The 17,695-nt window shown below is 39.2% G+C and carries 18 protein-coding genes and 1 tRNA gene; 12 read left to right on the top strand and 7 right to left on the bottom strand.

What is annotated here, in order from left to right; translation table 11 throughout:
• Positions 1-139: 139 nt before the first annotated feature.
• The 3 genes from C9E88_RS10160 to metK form a co-directional block, all read right to left on the bottom strand.
• Positions 140-484 carry a hypothetical protein gene (locus tag C9E88_RS10160; protein ID WP_106985432.1) on the bottom strand — a complete coding sequence of 115 codons (345 nt, stop codon included), beginning with the start codon at positions 482-484 and terminating at the stop codon, positions 140-142.
• A 157-nt stretch (positions 485-641) separates the two neighbouring features.
• Positions 642-1,076 carry an SMI1/KNR4 family protein gene (locus tag C9E88_RS10155; protein WP_106985433.1) on the bottom strand — a complete coding sequence of 145 codons (435 nt, stop codon included), beginning with the start codon at positions 1,074-1,076 and terminating at the stop codon, positions 642-644.
• Between the two features lie 146 nt (positions 1,077-1,222).
• Positions 1,223-2,389: a methionine adenosyltransferase gene (gene metK, locus C9E88_RS10150; RefSeq protein ID WP_106985434.1), complete on the bottom strand. Its 1,167-nt coding sequence runs from the start codon at positions 2,387-2,389 to the stop codon at positions 1,223-1,225.
• A 705-nt stretch (positions 2,390-3,094) separates the two neighbouring features.
• Between metK and tkt the strand changes: the two genes are divergently transcribed.
• The 3 genes from tkt to C9E88_RS10135 all read left to right on the top strand — a co-directional run bounded on the left by tkt (position 3,095) and on the right by C9E88_RS10135 (position 5,994).
• The gene (tkt, locus tag C9E88_RS10145) at positions 3,095-5,083 is read left to right on the top strand and encodes a transketolase (protein ID WP_106985435.1); all 1,989 of its coding nucleotides are present in this window, start codon (positions 3,095-3,097) and stop codon (positions 5,081-5,083) included.
• Between the two features lie 135 nt (positions 5,084-5,218).
• The gene (locus tag C9E88_RS10140; protein ID WP_106985436.1) at positions 5,219-5,434 is read left to right on the top strand and encodes a hypothetical protein; all 216 of its coding nucleotides are present in this window, start codon (positions 5,219-5,221) and stop codon (positions 5,432-5,434) included.
• Between the two features lie 107 nt (positions 5,435-5,541).
• Positions 5,542-5,994: a GNAT family N-acetyltransferase gene (locus C9E88_RS10135; protein ID WP_171356318.1), complete on the top strand. Its 453-nt coding sequence runs from the start codon at positions 5,542-5,544 to the stop codon at positions 5,992-5,994.
• Between the two features lie 106 nt (positions 5,995-6,100).
• Here C9E88_RS10135 and C9E88_RS17835 read toward each other — a convergent pair whose 3' ends face one another.
• Positions 6,101-6,631: a nuclear transport factor 2 family protein gene (locus tag C9E88_RS17835; protein ID WP_171406261.1), complete on the bottom strand. Its 531-nt coding sequence runs from the start codon at positions 6,629-6,631 to the stop codon at positions 6,101-6,103.
• A 349-nt stretch (positions 6,632-6,980) separates the two neighbouring features.
• Here C9E88_RS17835 and C9E88_RS10125 point away from each other — a divergent pair, with 349 nt between their 5' ends.
• Positions 6,981-7,565, top strand: coding sequence for a YceI family protein (locus tag C9E88_RS10125; RefSeq protein ID WP_106985437.1), 585 nt, complete (start codon positions 6,981-6,983; stop codon positions 7,563-7,565).
• Between the two features lie 96 nt (positions 7,566-7,661).
• On the opposite strand, the gene C9E88_RS10120 is transcribed toward C9E88_RS10125, so the two are convergent.
• Together C9E88_RS10120 and C9E88_RS10115 are read right to left on the bottom strand one after the other, a co-directional pair.
• Positions 7,662-8,288 carry a LysE family transporter gene (locus C9E88_RS10120; RefSeq protein ID WP_106985438.1) on the bottom strand — a complete coding sequence of 209 codons (627 nt, stop codon included), beginning with the start codon at positions 8,286-8,288 and terminating at the stop codon, positions 7,662-7,664.
• A gap of 199 nt (positions 8,289-8,487) precedes the next feature.
• Positions 8,488-9,201 (bottom strand): glutamine amidotransferase, encoded by a 714-nt coding sequence (locus C9E88_RS10115; protein WP_106985439.1) that lies wholly within the window; start codon positions 9,199-9,201, stop codon positions 8,488-8,490.
• A gap of 361 nt (positions 9,202-9,562) precedes the next feature.
• Between C9E88_RS10115 and C9E88_RS10110 the strand changes: the two genes are divergently transcribed.
• Positions 9,563-9,850 carry a hypothetical protein gene (locus tag C9E88_RS10110; RefSeq protein WP_106985440.1) on the top strand — a complete coding sequence of 96 codons (288 nt, stop codon included), beginning with the start codon at positions 9,563-9,565 and terminating at the stop codon, positions 9,848-9,850.
• A gap of 103 nt (positions 9,851-9,953) precedes the next feature.
• On the opposite strand, the gene C9E88_RS10105 is transcribed toward C9E88_RS10110, so the two are convergent.
• Positions 9,954-12,071 (bottom strand): TonB-dependent receptor plug domain-containing protein, encoded by a 2,118-nt coding sequence (locus tag C9E88_RS10105; protein ID WP_106985441.1) that lies wholly within the window; start codon positions 12,069-12,071, stop codon positions 9,954-9,956.
• Positions 12,072-12,498: 427 nt separating this feature from the next.
• Here C9E88_RS10105 and cysS point away from each other — a divergent pair, with 427 nt between their 5' ends.
• From cysS to lptB, 7 genes are all read left to right on the top strand, one after another.
• Positions 12,499-13,920 (top strand): cysteine--tRNA ligase, encoded by a 1,422-nt coding sequence (gene cysS / locus C9E88_RS10100; RefSeq protein WP_106985442.1) that lies wholly within the window; start codon positions 12,499-12,501, stop codon positions 13,918-13,920.
• Positions 13,921-13,985: 65 nt separating this feature from the next.
• Positions 13,986-14,061 (top strand) — tRNA-Gly (locus C9E88_RS10095).
• Positions 14,062-14,274: 213 nt separating this feature from the next.
• Entirely contained in the window at positions 14,275-15,252 is a 978-nt protein-coding gene (locus C9E88_RS10090; RefSeq protein ID WP_106985468.1) for a KpsF/GutQ family sugar-phosphate isomerase, read from the top strand.
• A 3-nt stretch (positions 15,253-15,255) separates the two neighbouring features.
• Positions 15,256-15,795 (top strand): KdsC family phosphatase, encoded by a 540-nt coding sequence (locus C9E88_RS10085; RefSeq protein WP_106985443.1) that lies wholly within the window; start codon positions 15,256-15,258, stop codon positions 15,793-15,795.
• Positions 15,796-15,835: 40 nt separating this feature from the next.
• Positions 15,836-16,384 (top strand): LPS export ABC transporter periplasmic protein LptC, encoded by a 549-nt coding sequence (lptC, locus tag C9E88_RS10080; protein WP_106985444.1) that lies wholly within the window; start codon positions 15,836-15,838, stop codon positions 16,382-16,384.
• On the top strand, positions 16,368-16,934 hold the full coding sequence (gene lptA / locus C9E88_RS10075) for a lipopolysaccharide transport periplasmic protein LptA (protein ID WP_106985445.1): 567 nt from the start codon (positions 16,368-16,370) through the stop codon (positions 16,932-16,934). The genes lptC and lptA overlap by 17 nt, the downstream gene beginning before the upstream one ends.
• On the top strand, positions 16,934-17,680 hold the full coding sequence (gene lptB, locus C9E88_RS10070; protein WP_106985446.1) for an LPS export ABC transporter ATP-binding protein: 747 nt from the start codon (positions 16,934-16,936) through the stop codon (positions 17,678-17,680). The genes lptA and lptB overlap by 1 nt, the downstream gene beginning before the upstream one ends.
• Positions 17,681-17,695 lie beyond the last annotated feature (15 nt).

The raw sequence follows: 17,695 nt of genomic DNA, 5'->3' as shown, positions 1-17,695 counted from the left end.
GTAGATCGACAAAGTAAAATGGTCAATAGCAACAGGCCTTTGATTCCTTAGGGATAATGATGCTGTAAGAGCCGTGTAGTGATATTTTTGAAGACAAAACAAAGCCCTCATGTAGAGGGCTTTGTTGGATGCAATAAAATTATTGCTGTGCTTTTTCTTTAACGTCTGCAGCACCTTGTTCAACGGCACCAGCTGTTGCAGCAGTCGCATCTTTCGCTGCTTCTTTTGCATCATGTGCAGCGGCTTCAGCGTGATTTGCGGCATTGTTTGCGGCATCAGCTGTCGCAGTCGCTGCATTGTCTACAGCAGTTGCAGTCGCAGTTGCTGCTTCTGATGTTGCATTGGCGATATCATGGCCAGCTTGGTCAGCGGCGTTTTCAAGGTGTTCACCCGTTGTAGCACCAGTTTCAGGAGCTTTGTCTTTGTTACAGCCAACAAGTGCAACAGTGGCAGCTAAACCTAGAGCAACTAATAATTTATTCATTGTACAGTTTCCTTTTTTTGTTATACCCGTAGCATGGGCTGAACATATATTAGCTGAAAGGCTGTTTATAAATCGATCAAAAATTGTTGATTAAGTGTAATTTTTACCAATATGCCTTTTAATATTTGAAATATTATTGATGGCTCAAATAATTTTCTTAACTTGGCATCAGCTCTTCAATTGAAGGTGCTAGAAGGTAGATAAATTCAGCGTCTTCATGGCGCCATAAGTAAATTTCTTCTCCCAATTGTGAATCTTCATTAGCTCGCATTAACAAGTAATCACCATCGCCATTATGCGCAATTGCAACACTGTTTTCTGGGAAGTCTTCAATTTCTAGAGTGGATGTATGCTCTGCGACAAGATGTTCCATAGTACGCTTAATTCGTTTTACATCACTGGTGTCGTGAAAGGGAAAAAGCCACCATGCTTCAATATGGTCACCATCTTCATATTCGTCTTCATCAGATAAGCTGATCGCGAATTCGCCACCATTTTCAATTTGCATTTTTGCTTTATATTTTTCAGGAAATTTAAATCCTAATTGTTCCTCGGCAGTGTTTATAAATTTGTATTCTACTGGAAATGGCATGAAATTATTATTTATATATTTTAGATACTTATTAATAATATTTGCGTAAATTTAAGTCAATAGTTGAGAGGGTTAAATTGACATATTAAAAATTGAACAATAAAAAAGCCTGCATGGCGCAGGCTTTTTTAACGAGAAATTTACAATTAAAGACCAGCAGCTGCTTTAAGCGCTTCAGCTTTATCTGTTTTTTCCCAAGTAAATGCTGTATCAGAACCTTCACGACCAAAGTGGCCATAAGATGCAGTTTGTTGATACATTGGTTGAATCAAGTTCAACATGCGAGTAATACCGTATGGACGCAAGTCGAAGTGTTCACGTACCAATGCAATAATCAAATCTTCAGATACTTTTGCAGTGTTGAATGTGTTGATAGAAATAGAAGTTGGCTCAGCAACACCAATTGCATAAGACACTTGGATTTCACATTTGTCTGCAAGACCAGCAGCCACAATGTTTTTAGCAACATAACGACCAGCGTATGCAGCAGAGCGGTCAACTTTAGATGGATCTTTACCAGAGAAAGCACCACCACCGTGACGAGCCATACCGCCGTAAGTATCTACAATAATTTTACGGCCAGTTAAACCACAGTCACCTACAGGGCCGCCAATCACGAACATGCCTGTTGGGTTGATGTGGAATTTAGTACCCGCATGGAACATGTCCGCTGGGATTACTTTTTTCACAATTTCTTCAATTACAGCTTCTTTTAGCTGTGCTTGAGTAATTGAAGGGTCATGCTGAGTAGAAAGCACAACAGCATCTAAGCGTACAGGCTTGCCATTTTCATAGGCAAAAGTTACTTGGCTTTTCGCATCTGGGCGTAACCAAGAAAGTGTACCTTGCTTACGTAACTCTGCTTGTTTTTCCATTAAGCGATGCGCGTATGAAATTGGCGCAGGCATTAATACATCTGTTTCACGGCTAGCATAGCCAAACATTAAACCTTGGTCACCAGCACCTTGATCTTCAGGTTTTTGGCGGTCTACACCTTGTGCAATTTCAGGTGATTGTTTACCAATCATATTGATGACAGCACAAGTTGAGCCATCGAAGCCAAGATCTGAATGATGGTAGCCGATACCATTTACAGTGTTGCGGACAATCGCTTCAAAGTCGACGTTTGCAGTCGTTGTGATTTCACCAGCAAGTACGACCGCACCAGTTTTTACAAGCGTTTCACAAGCGACCCGCGCATAAGGGTCTTCTTTTAAGATCGCATCCAAAATAGCATCACTGATTTGGTCAGCCATTTTATCTGGATGGCCTTCGCTTACAGATTCCGAGGTAAATACAGCGTACTCGCGCATAAGTCCTATCACAGTTAATTTAAAAGACGCAATATGTTACATCGACTTCAGTCTTAGGACTAGCGCATGTCGACCAAAATGAATGAATTTATTTCAATTTATTGGTGTTTTATTTGATATGGTCATTAAAAAAAGTGATAACGCTATCTTTATTAGATGTAAGTAGCTGAAATTTTATACGTTCATTCATGTAAAGTGCTGACTATAATTCAAGGTTTTTTTTGGCCTTTAAGACTTTCATAGGCTGATTTGTTGCTGTGCTAATGTGTTTAAGTTGTTTGAAAACAAGAGGATGTAATCATATTTTGTAATTGGATGAGTGTAATGTTGTTAAGTTTTTCTATGAAAATTCATTTTTGAATTATAAACATGAATAAAATTCATCTTTTGATTAAGATATTGTATTTTAAGTATTTGTTTTGATTTTTTTGTGGCGTTTACCAGAGTGCAACTGAAGATTCATGTCATCTTAAATATATTTTTGCAGTTTTAGATGCAAAACATATATCGCAAGATTATAAAAATATAGAAAATTTTAAGGCGGTATGTGCTGGATAATTGTGCAAAAAATGATTTCATTACGAATTAATAGCGAAAACTCGGGCTTGAGGCTTTACCCCTTAGCTATTTTTTAAGACAATATACACAGTTTTGAATTTCTATTCACTTTTCTAGTTTCTTTTAGATTTATTTGGACGCTGACCTATGACGACCCCACTTAATGAACGTCGAGTTGCAAACGCAATTCGTGTATTGGCAATGGATGCTGTGCAAAAAGCGAATTCAGGCCATCCAGGCGCGCCAATGGGGATGGCAGATATTGCTGACGTTGTATGGCGTGAGTTTTTAAATCACAATCCTAGCAACCCACAATGGGCTAACCGTGACCGTTTTGTATTGTCTAATGGCCATGGTTCTATGCTTCAGTATGCTTTATTGCATTTGACTGGCTATGATCTTTCAATTGATGACTTAAAAGCATTCCGTCAATTGCACTCTAAAACTCCGGGTCACCCAGAGCTTGGTTATGCACCTGGTATTGAAACAACGACTGGTCCACTTGGCCAAGGTATTGCCAATGCTGTAGGTTTTGCTTTAGCTGAAAAAACTTTAGCTGCGCAATTTAACAAAGATGACATCGCTGTTGTAGATCACTTCACTTACTGTTTCTTGGGTGATGGTTGCTTAATGGAAGGTGTTTCTCACGAAGCATGTTCATTGGCTGGTACTTTAGGTCTAGGTAAACTTGTTGCTTACTATGATGACAACGGCATCTCAATTGATGGCGAAGTAGAAGGCTGGTTCTCTGACGATACAGAGCAACGCTTCTTGGCTTACGGCTGGCAAGTGCTTAAAGTTGATGGTCATGATGCAGATGCGCTTCGTGCAGCAACTTTGGAAGCGAAAGCTGAAACTAAAAAACCAACCATCATTATTTGTAAAACAGTGATTGGTTTAGGTTCTCCAAACAAACAAGGTAAAGAAGATTGCCACGGTGCGCCGCTTGGTAATGACGAAATCGCGTTAACACGTGAAGCTTTAGGTTGGACAGAAGGTCCATTTGAAATTCCTGCTGACGTATATGCAGCTTGGGATGCTAAAGCAAAAGGTTCTGCTTCTGAGTCTGCTTGGAATGAAACATTTGTTGCTTATGCTGCGAAATACCCAACAGAAGCTGCAGAACTTAAACGCCGTCTATCTGGTGATCTTCCTGCTGACTTTGCAGCACAAGCGGATGCTTACATTGCAGAAGTGAATGCTAAAGCAGAAACGATTGCTACACGTAAAGCAAGCCAAAATGCGATCCAAGCATTTGCACCATTACTTCCTGAAATTTTAGGTGGTTCTGCAGATTTAGCAGGCTCTAACCTTACACTTTGGAAAGGCGCTCAAGGCGTTCAAGACAATCCAGCAGGTAACTACGTACACTACGGCGTACGTGAATTTGGTATGACTGCGATTGCTAACGGTGTTGCGCTTCATGGTGGCTTCGTTCCTTACGTAGCTACATTCTTAATGTTTATGGAATATGCGCGTAATGCAGTACGTATGTCTGCATTAATGAAGCAACGTGTGATCCATGTATACACACATGACTCAATTGGTCTTGGTGAAGATGGTCCTACACATCAACCTGTAGAGCAAATTGCATCTTTACGTGGTACGCCTAACCTCAACACATGGCGCCCATGTGACACTGTAGAAGCTTCTATTTCTTGGAAATCTGCATTGTTACGTAGTGAAGGCCCAACAGCGTTAATTTTCTCTCGTCAAAATTTACCATTCCAAACACGTACAGCGGATCAAATTGCTGACGTGGCTAAAGGTGGTTATATCCTTGCGAAGGAAAAAGGCGAACTTAAAGCAATTATTATTGCAACTGGTTCAGAAGTATCATTGGCAATGGAAGCATACGCACAGCTCGAAGGTGTACGTGTAGTATCTATGCCATGTGCTGAAGAGTTTGTGAAGCAAGATGTAGCTTACCGTGAAGCAGTTCTTCCAGCAACGATTCGTGCTCGTGTTGCTGTAGAAGCAGCACATGTTGACTACTGGTGGAAATTTGTTGGTCTAGATGGTCGCGTAATTGGTATGACAACTTACGGTGAATCTGCACCTGCAAAAGACTTGTACAAACACTTCGGTATCACTACTGATGCTGTTGTTGCGGCAGTTAAAGAAATCACTGCTTAATACCTGTTATTAAACAGTCTTTAAAAGACGCTCTCAATTGAGAGCGTCTTTTATTTTTGAACTTTACAGCAGGGCTGATTACATTGCTGTCAAAAGTTTACCCATACATAGGCAAAACGAAGAAGTGAGATAGAGATGAGTTTATATGAGCAAATCAGTGATGAGATCACTTTAATGGATGCAGGTGAGCAGAAATGGATTGGTCAAGACCTTCCATTAGAAGCCATGGTTGCAGTTGAGCTGTTGTTACAGGATATGGCTGAAGAAAAAATTATTAAGGTACGTCGTAAAAATCATGAAAAAACCACAGGTTTAAAACAGATTGATCGCATCTTGATTGAAAAGCTTTAAGTTTTGAATGCGGTGCTAAAAAAGCTTTGTTCTTTTAAGGAGAATAAAGCTTTTTTTATGTGCATATTTTGTTTATAAAAAACATAGAGCATTCAAAAGAGTAGATCGTGAGTACATTCAATATTCAGGCATTATCGTCGGCGGGCATTCAATATTCAGATTGGTTGCAACTTTGGCAAGGCTATCAACAATTTTATCAAGTACAGTTGACTGAGGAGCTCAGCCTAAATACTTGGCAGAAGTTAACTGATCCGAAGCAAGAACACATCTATGGCTTTGTGGCTTATTTAGACCATGAAGCAGTGGGCTTGGTGCATGTGATTGAACATGACAGCTGTTGGACCATACAACCCTATGCGTATTTACAAGATCTATTTGTGTTGAATGAGCAACGCGGTCAGGGAATTGCTAAAGCTTTGATTGAGCAGGTACATGCTTATACAAAGCAAAGACAATGTGATCGTGTGTATTGGTTAACCCATCAAGACAATGACGTTGCACAAAAGCTTTATGATCAGATTGCACGCAAAACAGGGTTTATTCAATATCGATTAAATTGAGTGGCCAGCTAAAAATGATTTTTAGTCTGACCATTTATCTACAGGGTGAATATCTTTAAATCGCACCAAACATTCATTTAATGTGGCTTAGATGTCGATGTGGATTTTATTCGCTTTTAGATTTTTCTGAAACTTTAAAGTTTTTTGCAGGATCGGCATCTTGTTGGATGGTCCATTCACCAGCAACACGGAAGGAAGATGCAGAAGAATAAGTGTCTTCCATGAATTGGAAATAAGTAATCAGGCCATCTTTGACAATTGCTTTAATTGAAAATGGTGAGGTGAAGGTGCGTTTTGCATATACGGATGTGCAGGTAAACTGCCCAAATACTGCTACTGTTTCACCTTCAGCGAGCATGTCGGTAATTTGAAAATCATCAATTTGCCAATAAGTCCCTACATTTGCAAAAGTATAAATATAAACATCACGGCCTTGGTAAGAGCCAGCCCAAGGTTCAATTTGTTTTAGTTCAGGGTTACTAAAATTTAAAGAAACATAATCGGCATCTTCAGCGACCAGCTGTGCTGTTGCATCGGCTACCAGTTCTTTTGATGTGTTAAGTAAAAAGGCTAAAACGACATCTTTGGGTTGTTTTGTGCTTAAGGCTTTTTTAATTGCTTGTAAATTTTCTGACATAGGAAATCAACTTTATTTATTCAGGTAGTGAAATTATTTTAGTCATTATAGATAAGCAAAAAAGGGGCGATTGCAAGCAACAGTATCCTAAAATTAGGAAAATAAATGCTAAATATTTATTAATTATAAAGATTGTTGCATTTTTTTTTAATTTGAAGTGTTTGAAAATGGTAAATCTGTGTTTTAGTTCAATGTGGCTATAGTCAAACAATAGCGCCAGCGGAATGCTGAAAATAGTCAATTTTTACAAATGTATCGTTCTAAACATGCAACAAAACGTTTTATCTTTAACAGTGTATTTTTAGCAGAACTGTATAAACTGATTTGTATTCTTAAGTGAGATAAAAACATGAACATCAAAGCATTAACAGTAGGTTTAGCACTTGCATCTGTTGCAACTTTTTCTATGGCAAAGCCTGTAGCATATCAAATTGATCCAACACATACGGCAACTGTATTTAATTGGAATCACTTTGGTTTTTCTACACCATCTGCAAACTTTAGTGATATTCAAGGTACGATTAACGTAGATAATGCAAAACCTGCAAATTCATCTGTCGATGTAACTATTCCATTGTCTAGCTTAAATACTAACGTGAAAGCTTTGGATGAACATTTAAAAACAGCGGATTTCTTTAATGCTGAAAAATATCCAAACATCACTTTTAAAAGTACGAAAGTACAGGCTTTAGGTAAAAACAAATACAAAATTACAGGTAACTTAACCATTAAAGATGTAACTAAGCCTGTAGTGCTGGACGCTGTATTGAATAAACAAGGCGTACATCCTATGACAAAAGCTGAATCTATTGGATTTAACGCAACAACTTCATTTAATCGCTCTGCCTTTGGTGTGGGTGCATACGTACCAAACGTAGGTGACAAAATTACTGTAAACATTACAACTGAAGCTTCTGTACCTGCCACAAAATAAAGCTTGATGTAAATGTCTCATTACAGTGTCTGAGCATTAAAAAGCACCTCATTATAGAGGTGCTTTTTTTATTGGAATACGGGGGCGTTGTTTAGCTTAATCACGATTTAAAATGAGCATGCAACCAAAGCTAATAAATATTCCGCCAGTAATGCCATCAATTTTCTGACTTATTTTTTGATAGTAATGATTAATTTTAGATGTAGAAAACAAGACTGCAACTAATGCAAACCACAATAAGCTTTCAAAAAAGATTAATGCCAGTACGGAGCTTTGTTGAAGTAGTGTGGCGTCAGTATTAATTGCAAGGGCAAATACACTGCTAAAGTACACCAAAGCTTTGGGATTGGCCATGTTGGTTAAAAAGCCTTGTAGAAGTAATTTTTTACGTGATTTTAGGGCATTTGTTGCGGTGTGTTGTGCAGGTGTGCTTATTGCTGGTTTAAATGCTGACTTTAATAATTGATAGCCTAAGTAACAGAGATAAATGCCCCCGCAGACCATGAGCACTTGTTGAAGCCAGCCTATTTTTTGAAATAAATAATGTAAACCACTCACCGCGCAAATGGACCAAACCAGAATACTTAAAGCAATACCGAGCGCAGCACAAAGAGCATGTGATCGTGATTGACGAATAGCACTTTGCGTGACAAAGAAAAAATCAGGCCCAGGACTCATTAATGCAAATAGATGAATAAGGGCAATACTAATGAGCGCAGTCATGGTTGTTCGTCTTATGATTTAAGGTTGTTGAAGTTATAGGCGCTTTAAGAAGAAAAATAAAGTATTTGTTGAATTGCGTTATGCTGAAGTTGCAATTTTAGAAGTCGAGCATCATATTCTTGCTCCACCTATAAAAGGTGAAGACAAGACTAAATTTAAAACAAGACTAAGTTGAAGCGTGATATCTGAATTAGAGCGATTAAGTATTCGGATTGAGTGCTTGAAGCCATTGGCTAAATATACGACTTGCAATAACTTCTAACTGTGGCGCGTGAGCAATATTCTCTTGGCGTAGTGCAGGAATATTGATTTTGGCCTGAGTTAATTCGGCAGTATGACCAATCAGCCATTTTTCTAAGCTGTTACTGAGTACTTCCAAATGAAACTGTAATGCTAAAATTTGTGAGCCAACTGCAAAGGCTTGGTTTGGGTAAAGTTCAGAACTTGCAAGCAAAGTTGCCTGTGGGGGTAAGTCAAACGTATCACCATGCCAATGTAATACGGGCTGATGGGCTAAGGGTGCTAAGAGATTATTTTCAGTAGGATGGATGGAGAGTGTAGACCAGCCGATTTCTTTGCTATGTCCCGCATATACTTTTGCACCCAAAGCATGTGCAATTAACTGAGCACCTAAACAAATCCCTAAAGTAGGTAGATTTTTTTCCAAACGAACTTTGAGTAAGTCTATTTCTTGTTGTAAGAAAGGATAATTCTCAGTTTCGTATACACCAATAGGACCACCTAAAATAATGGTTAGGCCTTCATGTTCTAGTGCTTTACGTAGGTCATCTACACCTGCTTCAAAATAACGTACGCGATAACCCAATTGATAGCAGACGTCTTCAAAACTACCGAGGTCTTCAAAGGCAAGGTGTTGGATGGCATAAATAGTGTCTGAAAATACGTTACTCATGGTGTTATCTACATGAATAGGAGAGGTGAATAATGTAACGTGCTCGGCTAAAAATAAAAAGTGTAAGCATCTATGTATGTGTGATTTTATGTATGACGAATGCATTATGTCGTGAAGGAGTTGCACTGACTTGAAAAATGGCACAATTTTTATAGGGTTTTACAAATATTAAAAATTAAGCACAAGTGTATATGTATTTTAAATACATGAAGTGGCGAAAAAGTATACTTTTGATGTCAAACAAGCGAATTGGAATTAAAATTGCAACTGTTAATATGAACGCATAATTTCATATCTTAAGATTGACTTAAGGTGAATTAATAAATATATGAATAGTATAATAAAACCTAGAGAAAATAGTATGCGAAGAGAGGTTGAGCAGAATCGCGATGCGAGCTTGTTGCATGCGATTCATAAAATTTTATTAAAGGATTGGGATCCGCTTGGTATTGGATCACGACCTGCTATGTGTGATGAATACGACGAATTCTTACCTAAAATTTTTATGCTCATAAAGTCTGAGGTGAGTGAATCAGAAATTTTTGAATATTTGTGGCGTTTAGAAACAGTTGTTATGGAAAAGCGTGGTAATAAAGCACATACAGCACGCATTGCATCTTTACTCAAGCATATTAAAATTGATCCTTAACTGATTTTTATTTATCACTATATATTTTCAACTATTGTCCTATCCTATAAAAAAACCGGCATATCAAATGCCGGTTTTTTTATAGGTTTAAATATGATAAGGATTAGAATTTTTTCTCTACAGTTAGCATATAGCTTGGAATAGATTCATTTAAACGTGCTTGATATAAGCTACCGTCACTTACTTTCACTAAGCGTTCTTTATAATCTGTGCTAAAGATATTACGTGCATTTAATGAAGCTGACCAGTTGTTATCAAAACGCTTAGTAAAGCTTAAGTCTACCTTGACCCGTTCATTACGGGTACGGTTGTAGTTTTCTGCATTACTGCTGTTATTCAGTAGGCGTGTGTACTCAGGTGTGTAGTTGAGGTTTAAGCTACTAGAAACTCGCCAAGGTTGATAGTTATACGAAACACCTGTACTTGCCGTATAGGGCGCAACATCACTGGCTAAGCGTTTGGCACCATTTTCCTCTTCAATTTCGGCACGAACAGTTGATAATTGTGCATTTAACATGAATGAATGCCCATTATCAGTTTGTTTAAGCGCGTAACGACCTGCAAGTTCAACGCCGTATGTGGTTGCATTGTTTTGGTTGGTTGGGCGTTGTACAAAACGGCAACTAGGATCATTTGCTGTTGTACATACACCGCCTTGCGCATTTTCACTACGAATACTATTTTCAATATAGTCACTAATTTGACGATAGTAGGCCGTTAAATTCACACCACCTGCGGGCGTGTTGTAACCCAGGGTGGTTTCGTAAGCACTGATTTTTTCTGGACGTAAGAGTGGGTTACCACCTTGGTCAGGATTATTTAATGAGCCAGCATCAGCATCAGTAGAGACAGAAACAGTCGGCATTAATTGCTCAGCTCTTGGGCTACGGAAAGCTTGGCTTAAATTGGTTTGTAAAGACCATTGCTCCGTGAAGTCAAAGCGATGTGCAAGTACGGGGCTAAGGTTTTGGTCGCTGTAACTTACTAAGCCAGAACGATTAATCCATTCTTGGCGTGCGCCTAAAGTAAGGGTTTGGCGATCCGTAAACTTCCAACTACCTTCTGCATAAAGTGCGTAGCGCTGTTCGTCTAGGGTTTGTGCAATATTGCTGTCAAGCTCACTGCTTCGAAGGTCCGTACCAAATTTAATTTGCTTGGTTTCATTAAATTTACGTACACCATCATAAGCCAAACCATATTCATTGATTTGCTCATCTATGTAGCTTTGGCGTTTGCTTGAGCGCGTCGACTCAGTCTCATTTTGCTGTTCTATAGATAGGCGGATTTTGTCTGAATCACCTTTATCTTTGCGTTCATAGCGGGTGTTTAAACGAATACTGTCGTTTTTATCATTTTGAATTTGGTCTTGAGCATTACCTTCGCTTTCATTGTTACGATAGAACAATTCAGCAACCAGTTTCTGTTGATCATCAATTTGGTATTCGCCACGCGGTGCAAGCATTTGTGAGCTACGGTTGGTCGTGCGTGTTTGCGTTGTGGTTGTACCTGTTGCATTGGTTGTTTTGCTTACAGAGGTTGTGTCATTCCATGAACTATTTGCAGATAAGCTATACATCCAAGGATCTGTACGGCCATCCATTTGAATGCCAATATTTTTACGTTCTTCTTCTTTGCCTTTTGCCTTGGCTAAACCATATCCCGCACGAACAGAGCCACTGATACGGGTGTCATTTAATGGCTGTTTTAAAATAATATTAATCACTGCAGAGCTAGCAACAGAGGCTTGAGCTACGCTTGGCTGTTTCACAATTTCAATGCGGTCAATCATGTCGGGTGTGATGCTGTCGACCACAGACATACCGCCACGTGGGCCACCTTGTACAGGCTCACCATTAATTAAAAATACAGGTGCACCGCCACCACGGAAACGAATACTGCCATTACCGCCACGTGGGCCTTGACCTGGACTTGGTAGTTGAAAACCTGCAGCACGACGCAAGGCATCATTCACACTTTGGTCGCCAAATTTTTCCATTTCTTCACGGCTAATCACTGTTTTGGCTACAGCACTAATATCAGGGTCTTTCACTACGGCTGGTGCTTTTGCCACTTGAAAGGTCATGGTCGATAAAGTCTGGACAGGTGCAGGTGTAGCCTGAGTTGCAGTTGCTTCTGCATCTACAGCCCAAAGTGCTGGTGAAACTGCAAAAAGTGCACAGCTGAGTGCGCTATATTTAAATGATGTTGGCATGCATTTCATTATTGGATATACCAAATGTAATTTTGCGTAAGATTAGCTGAAAACTGTGGAGAAAAATGGAGGAAATCGGATTTTAAGCGACAGAATGCATAAAAAATTCACTCATAAAATCCATACAAATCTTAAGGATATGAAGTCTAAAAATACTGAACACGTATTTCGATTTATGGTCTTTAGCTCAAATGCATTGGCGCCGTAAAGGGTTTAGTAATGGATTCACAGCATGGCTGAATTGAAGCTGAAATTTAGGGTGGAGATATAAGTATTCAATTTTACATCTTGCTAAACCGTTGCTGATTTATAAGGTATATACAACGAACCAAAAAAAGTTCGCAGAATTAGTCACTATTTTTTCTGTGAAAACTTTATGAAAAATAGTGCTTAGGTTAAGATGAGCCATCATTTCGTAGAAGCATTTTGAAAAGCTATGCAACCTTTTGTTCTATATAACTCAGAGCAACGTAAAAAAGTTGAATTTGTACCTCGTAAAGAAGGTCACATCGATATGTATGTATGCGGCATGACTGTATACGACTATTGTCATATCGGTCACGCTCGGGTGATGGTTGCATTTGACTATATTATTCGCTTTTTGCGCAGTCAGGGATGGAATGTAAAATACGTACGTAACATTACCGATATTGACGACAAAATTATTAAGCGTGCCAATGAAAATGGCGAAAGTATTACGGCGCTAACTGATCGCTTTATTCAAGCAATGAATGAAGATGCAGAAAACCTAGGCTGTTTACACCCAGATGAAGCACCGCGTGCGACAGATTACATTGACCAAATGCAAAATATGATTGGTAATTTGGTTGATAAAGGTACAGCGTATCCATCTGCAAATGGCGATGTATATTTTGAAGTTGAAAAATTTGCCAAATATGGTCGTTTATCTGGTCGTAAGCTTGAAGATATGCAAGCGGGTGCATCTGAGCGTGTTGATGTAGAAGTTGAGAAAAAGCATCCGTTTGACTTTGTACTTTGGAAACATGCCAAAGAAAATGAACCTTCTTGGGCATCACCTTGGGGCAATGGTCGTCCGGGTTGGCATATTGAATGTTCGGCAATGTCGACTTGTTGCTTAGGCAACCATTTTGATATTCATGGTGGTGGTTCGGATTTAACTTTCCCACATCATGAAAATGAAATTGCACAATCAGAAGCATCTACGGGTGAACAGTATGTAAACTACTGGATGCATGTAGGTTTTATTAATGTTGATGGCGAGAAAATGTCGAAGTCATTGGGCAACTTCTTCACTATTCGTGATGTGATGGATAAGTTCCATCCTGAAGTTATTCGCTACTTTATTGTGTCTTCACACTACCGTAGTCCTGTGAATTTCTCAGACTTTGCACTTAAAGAAGCCAAAACTACGCTGACACGTTTCTACCATTCATTTAAAGCATATCAAGCGCTGTATGGCGATAAACTGGTTGAAACTTTAGATGAAGCACTGGTGGAGCGTTTTAATGCTGCCATGCGTGATGACTTTAATACAGCAGAAGCGATTGCGGTATTGTTTGAAATTAACAAAGCCTTGAATACTGCTGTAAAAGAAGAAAATGCATCTCAAGCAGAAATCTACTATGCAACTTTACGTCATTTGACCAATGTGTTGGGGCTAGTACAGTACAATGTAGATGAGTTTTTAAAGTCTGATATTGGCCAAGAAGCATTAGGTTTGTCTGAAGAGCAAATTGCAGATTTAATTCAACAACGTGTTGATGCGAAAAAGGCAAAAGAATTTGCGCGTGCAGATGAAATTCGTCAATCTTTGCTAGATCAAGGGGTTGTATTGGAAGATACACGCCAAGGTACAGTATGGCGTCGTGCTGATTAATTCAGCAAACGAATGAAAAGAGTGTTGACAGTAATGAAAAAATCTCTATAATTCGTTCCCATATTGCGGGAATAGCTCAGTTGGTAGAGCACAACCTTGCCAAGGTTGGGGTCGCGAGTTCGAGTCTCGTTTCCCGCTCCAAAATTTAAAAAACCTTAGTCTTACGGACTAAGGTTTTTTTTTGCGTCAAATTGTTAAAACAAGGTGTGAAGTCTTAAAAGTTGAACATTTAGAAACGTTCAATTTCAGGAGATATGCTAAAATAGCCAAAATTATTCTTAGTTTATGACAACAACTCAGACCTGATTATTGGGAATGAGTGAAAAAGGTAAACCGACTTTGAATCCACAAAATATGCCAAATCAAATTGATTTCCAGAAAACAGCTCTAGAAACACTGAGCATCGAGCGCCATGCACTAGAAGTATTGGCGAATGAAATAGATGATCGCTTTAGCAAAGCCTGTGAAATCATTTTGCAGTGTAAAGGCCGATTAGTCATTAGTGGTATGGGTAAGTCAGGCCATATTGGCCGTAAAATGGCTGCGACTTTTGCCTCTACAGGCACACCTTCATTTTTTATGCATCCTGGTGAAGCGGGTCATGGCGATTTAGGCATGTTGGTGAAAGGCGATGTGCTCATTGCAATTTCATACTCAGGCAAGAGTGATGAAATTATGATGCTGATGCCATTGATTAAGCATGTGGGCGTACCACTTATTACTATTTCAGGCCATGACCGTGGCCCAATGCCACAAAATGCTGATGTTGCTTTAACTTTGGGTGATATTCAAGAAGCATGTCCACTTGGTTTAGCACCGACATCAAGCACGACTGCCACTTTGGCATTGGGTGATGCTTTAGCAGTTGCCTTACTTGAAGCACGTGGCTTCACTTCAGATGATTTTGCACGATCTCATCCTGCAGGTGCTTTGGGTAAGCGCTTGTTGTTACATGTAAAGCATTTAATGCATACAGGTGATGAGTTACCAAAAGTATTACCAGAAACACCAATGAATAAGGTGTTGTATGAAATTTCAAATAAGCGTTTAGGCTTAACCACAATTGTTGATGCCAATGATAAGTTGTTGGGTATTTTTACAGATGGTGACTTGCGTCGTTTAATTGATAAACAACAAGGTTTTGATGTGAATTTACCTGTATCCGAGGTTATGATTCAGCATCCTTCAACGATTTCAAAAGAAGCGCGTGCTGTAGAAGCACTTGAGCAAATGAATGTGAAGAAAATTAACCAATTTGTTGTTGTGGATGACGAAAATAAAGTCATTGGTGTCATTGGTATGCATGATTTGATTCAAGCTGGGGTAAATTAATTAATGGCATCTTATGTGTTATTAGAGCAAGCGCGTCATGTAAGTGCGTTGGTGCTAGATGTAGACGGAATTCTAAGTGATGGTTTTGTAACACTCACCAATACAGGTGATGAGCTGAAATCATTTGATATTCGTGACGGATTGGGCATGAAATTGGTTCAGCAAGCTGGAATCAAAGTCATCATCATTACAGGCCGTAAAAGCAATATCGTTGAAAAGCGTATGTCTGATTTGGGTGTGGACTTGGTGTACCAAGGCCGTGAAGATAAAGGCGTGGCACTACGTGAAGCATGTGCACAGCTGAATCTTGACCCACAAGAATGCTTGTATATGGGTGATGATTGGCCGGATTTGTCTGCTTTTGCAATCGCTGGAATGAAAGTCACTGTGCCGAATGGCCATGTTGAAGTTCGTCGCCGTGCTGATTTAGTTACACAAGCAACAGGCGGTCGTGGCGCAGTACGTGAAATTTGCGATATGTTGTTGGTAGCCAAAGGGGTTTATCAAGAACTACTTGAAAAATATGCCAGTGCCCCGAATTAATAAACTAAACATTCATTAAATGTGGATAAATGCCCCGCTTATGGATACAAAATTTTTATATGTGACTGCTATTGCAATTGCAGCTGTAAGCGGTGGTTATTACTACTACAGTGGTAAAGGCAATAAACTTCAGGCTGAATCTTCACGCAGTATGAATTATTCTGCGGACAATATTCATCTGACACAAACCGATGAGAACGGCAAGCTATATGTCCGTGCTCAAGTCGATCGACTTGAGCAAAACGTACAACAGAAAACCGCACAATTGTCGAATTTAAATGCTTCTACTTATACCAATGGTCAAGTTGACGCGACTTTTTTTGCAAAAACAGCCAATGGCTATAATGACAATGAAAAAGTTGTGCTAAAAGATCAAGTAAAGGCAACAAAATTGATGGCTGAAGGGCAAATGCAATTTACAACTGATGAGTTGACGGCATTTCCTAAAACCCGTGAAATTGAAACCAATAAACAAGTTTTGGTGCAATCACCACAGGCTGAGTTCGTTAGTAATGGACTTAAAGCAAATCTAAATGATGGGCAGTACGAATTTTTTAATATTCGAGGAAAGTATGAACCTAAATCTTAAATCAAAATTATCAACAGCATTCTTAAAGCGAGTTGCGTTATTAGGTTCATTGGCTGTCGTTTCTGTGGGCGCATTTGCTTTACCTTCAGACCGTAATCAGCCAATTTCATTGGTTGCAGACCGTGCAACTTTTAATGAAAAAACAGGTGTAACCACCTATTCAGGAAATGTGATTATTGAGCAAGGTACAATGAAGTTACAGGCTAACTCGATTGTAGCCAACCTCAATAGCGGTCGCAAAATTAGCTCTATTACGGCTACAGGTAGCCCAGCGTATTTCCAACAAAAGACTGATCCAGTAAAAGGCCTAGCAAAGGGCCAAGCGCAAAAAATTATTTATAATGCCGAAACAGGTATTATTACCTTATCTGGTAATGCTTTATTAGAGCAAGAAGGTGCATCTATTCGTGGTGCTAACCTCAAATACAGCATGAACAAAGGCGATATTGTTGCCGAAGGTACCCCAAATAAAACGGGTTCTGAAGGTGGTCGTGTGAAAATTGTGATTCCACCATCAAGCGCTAAATCATTCCCAGGAGCAAGTGATTAATGGATCAATCTGCTCATAAGGTACAGACTTTATGCATTAAGCATTTAGCAAAAAACTATAGCAAACGTTGGGTGGTAAAAGACGTTTCTTTCAATATGCAAAGTGGTCAAATTGTTGGCCTGCTTGGGCCAAATGGTGCAGGTAAAACCACGAGCTTTTACATGGTGGTCGGGCTAGTAAGAATGGACAAAGGTGAAATTCATTTAGATGATTTAGACCTGTCTGATCTAGCCATGCATGAGCGTGCTCGTAAAGGAATTGGTTACTTACCGCAAGAAGCTTCTATTTTTAGAAAATTGACAATTTCTGAAAATATTATGGCGATTTTGGAAACGCGTAAAGACCTGAATAAACAACAACGTCAGCAACGTTTACAAGAGCTTTTGGCGGATTTCAAAATCACGCATATTAAAGATTCTTTAGGTATGAGTGTGTCGGGTGGTGAGCGTCGTCGTGCTGAAATTGCACGTGCTTTAGCAGCCGATCCAAAGTTCATGCTATTGGATGAGCCATTTGCTGGTGTCGACCCTATTTCGGTGGGGGATATTAAAGACATTATTCGCACCTTAAAAGACCGTGGAATTGGTGTATTAATCACGGATCATAATGTACGTGAAACTTTGGCAATTTGTGAGCATGCTTACATTGTGAGCGAAGGTGCAGTGATTGCTGAAGGCTCGCCAACTGAAATTCTAGAGAATGAAATTGTTCGTAAAGTTTATCTTGGAGATGACTTTACCGTTTAGATACATAAAAAACCT

The organism is Acinetobacter cumulans (assembly GCF_003024525.3).
Lineage (GTDB): Bacteria > Pseudomonadota > Gammaproteobacteria > Pseudomonadales > Moraxellaceae > Acinetobacter > Acinetobacter cumulans.
Note: the sequence above shows the minus strand (reverse complement) of the source record. Positions and strands in the feature narration are given on the sequence as shown.

What these genes read in the sequence shown, in the direction of transcription:
- C9E88_RS10160 (WP_106985432.1), bottom strand. Translation starts at nt 484, where the DNA reads ATGAATAAATTATTAGTTGCTCTAGGTTTAGCTGCCACTGTTGCACTT.
- lptB (WP_106985446.1), top strand. Translation starts at nt 16,934, where the DNA reads ATGGATCAATCTGCTCATAAGGTACAGACTTTATGCATTAAGCATTTA.
- tkt (WP_106985435.1), top strand. Translation starts at nt 3,095, where the DNA reads ATGACGACCCCACTTAATGAACGTCGAGTTGCAAACGCAATTCGTGTA.
- C9E88_RS17835 (WP_171406261.1), bottom strand. Translation starts at nt 6,631, where the DNA reads ATGTCAGAAAATTTACAAGCAATTAAAAAAGCCTTAAGCACAAAACAA.
- C9E88_RS10125 (WP_106985437.1), top strand. Translation starts at nt 6,981, where the DNA reads ATGAACATCAAAGCATTAACAGTAGGTTTAGCACTTGCATCTGTTGCA.
- lptA (WP_106985445.1), top strand. Translation starts at nt 16,368, where the DNA reads ATGAACCTAAATCTTAAATCAAAATTATCAACAGCATTCTTAAAGCGA.
- lptC (WP_106985444.1), top strand. Translation starts at nt 15,836, where the DNA reads ATGGATACAAAATTTTTATATGTGACTGCTATTGCAATTGCAGCTGTA.
- C9E88_RS10105 (WP_106985441.1), bottom strand. Translation starts at nt 12,071, where the DNA reads ATGAAATGCATGCCAACATCATTTAAATATAGCGCACTCAGCTGTGCA.
- C9E88_RS10120 (WP_106985438.1), bottom strand. Translation starts at nt 8,288, where the DNA reads ATGACTGCGCTCATTAGTATTGCCCTTATTCATCTATTTGCATTAATG.
- cysS (WP_106985442.1), top strand. Translation starts at nt 12,499, where the DNA reads ATGCAACCTTTTGTTCTATATAACTCAGAGCAACGTAAAAAAGTTGAA.
- C9E88_RS10155 (WP_106985433.1), bottom strand. Translation starts at nt 1,076, where the DNA reads ATGCCATTTCCAGTAGAATACAAATTTATAAACACTGCCGAGGAACAA.
- C9E88_RS10115 (WP_106985439.1), bottom strand. Translation starts at nt 9,201, where the DNA reads ATGAGTAACGTATTTTCAGACACTATTTATGCCATCCAACACCTTGCC.
- C9E88_RS10110 (WP_106985440.1), top strand. Translation starts at nt 9,563, where the DNA reads ATGCGAAGAGAGGTTGAGCAGAATCGCGATGCGAGCTTGTTGCATGCG.
- metK (WP_106985434.1), bottom strand. Translation starts at nt 2,389, where the DNA reads ATGCGCGAGTACGCTGTATTTACCTCGGAATCTGTAAGCGAAGGCCAT.
- C9E88_RS10140 (WP_106985436.1), top strand. Translation starts at nt 5,219, where the DNA reads ATGAGTTTATATGAGCAAATCAGTGATGAGATCACTTTAATGGATGCA.
- C9E88_RS10085 (WP_106985443.1), top strand. Translation starts at nt 15,256, where the DNA reads ATGGCATCTTATGTGTTATTAGAGCAAGCGCGTCATGTAAGTGCGTTG.
- C9E88_RS10090 (WP_106985468.1), top strand. Translation starts at nt 14,275, where the DNA reads ATGCCAAATCAAATTGATTTCCAGAAAACAGCTCTAGAAACACTGAGC.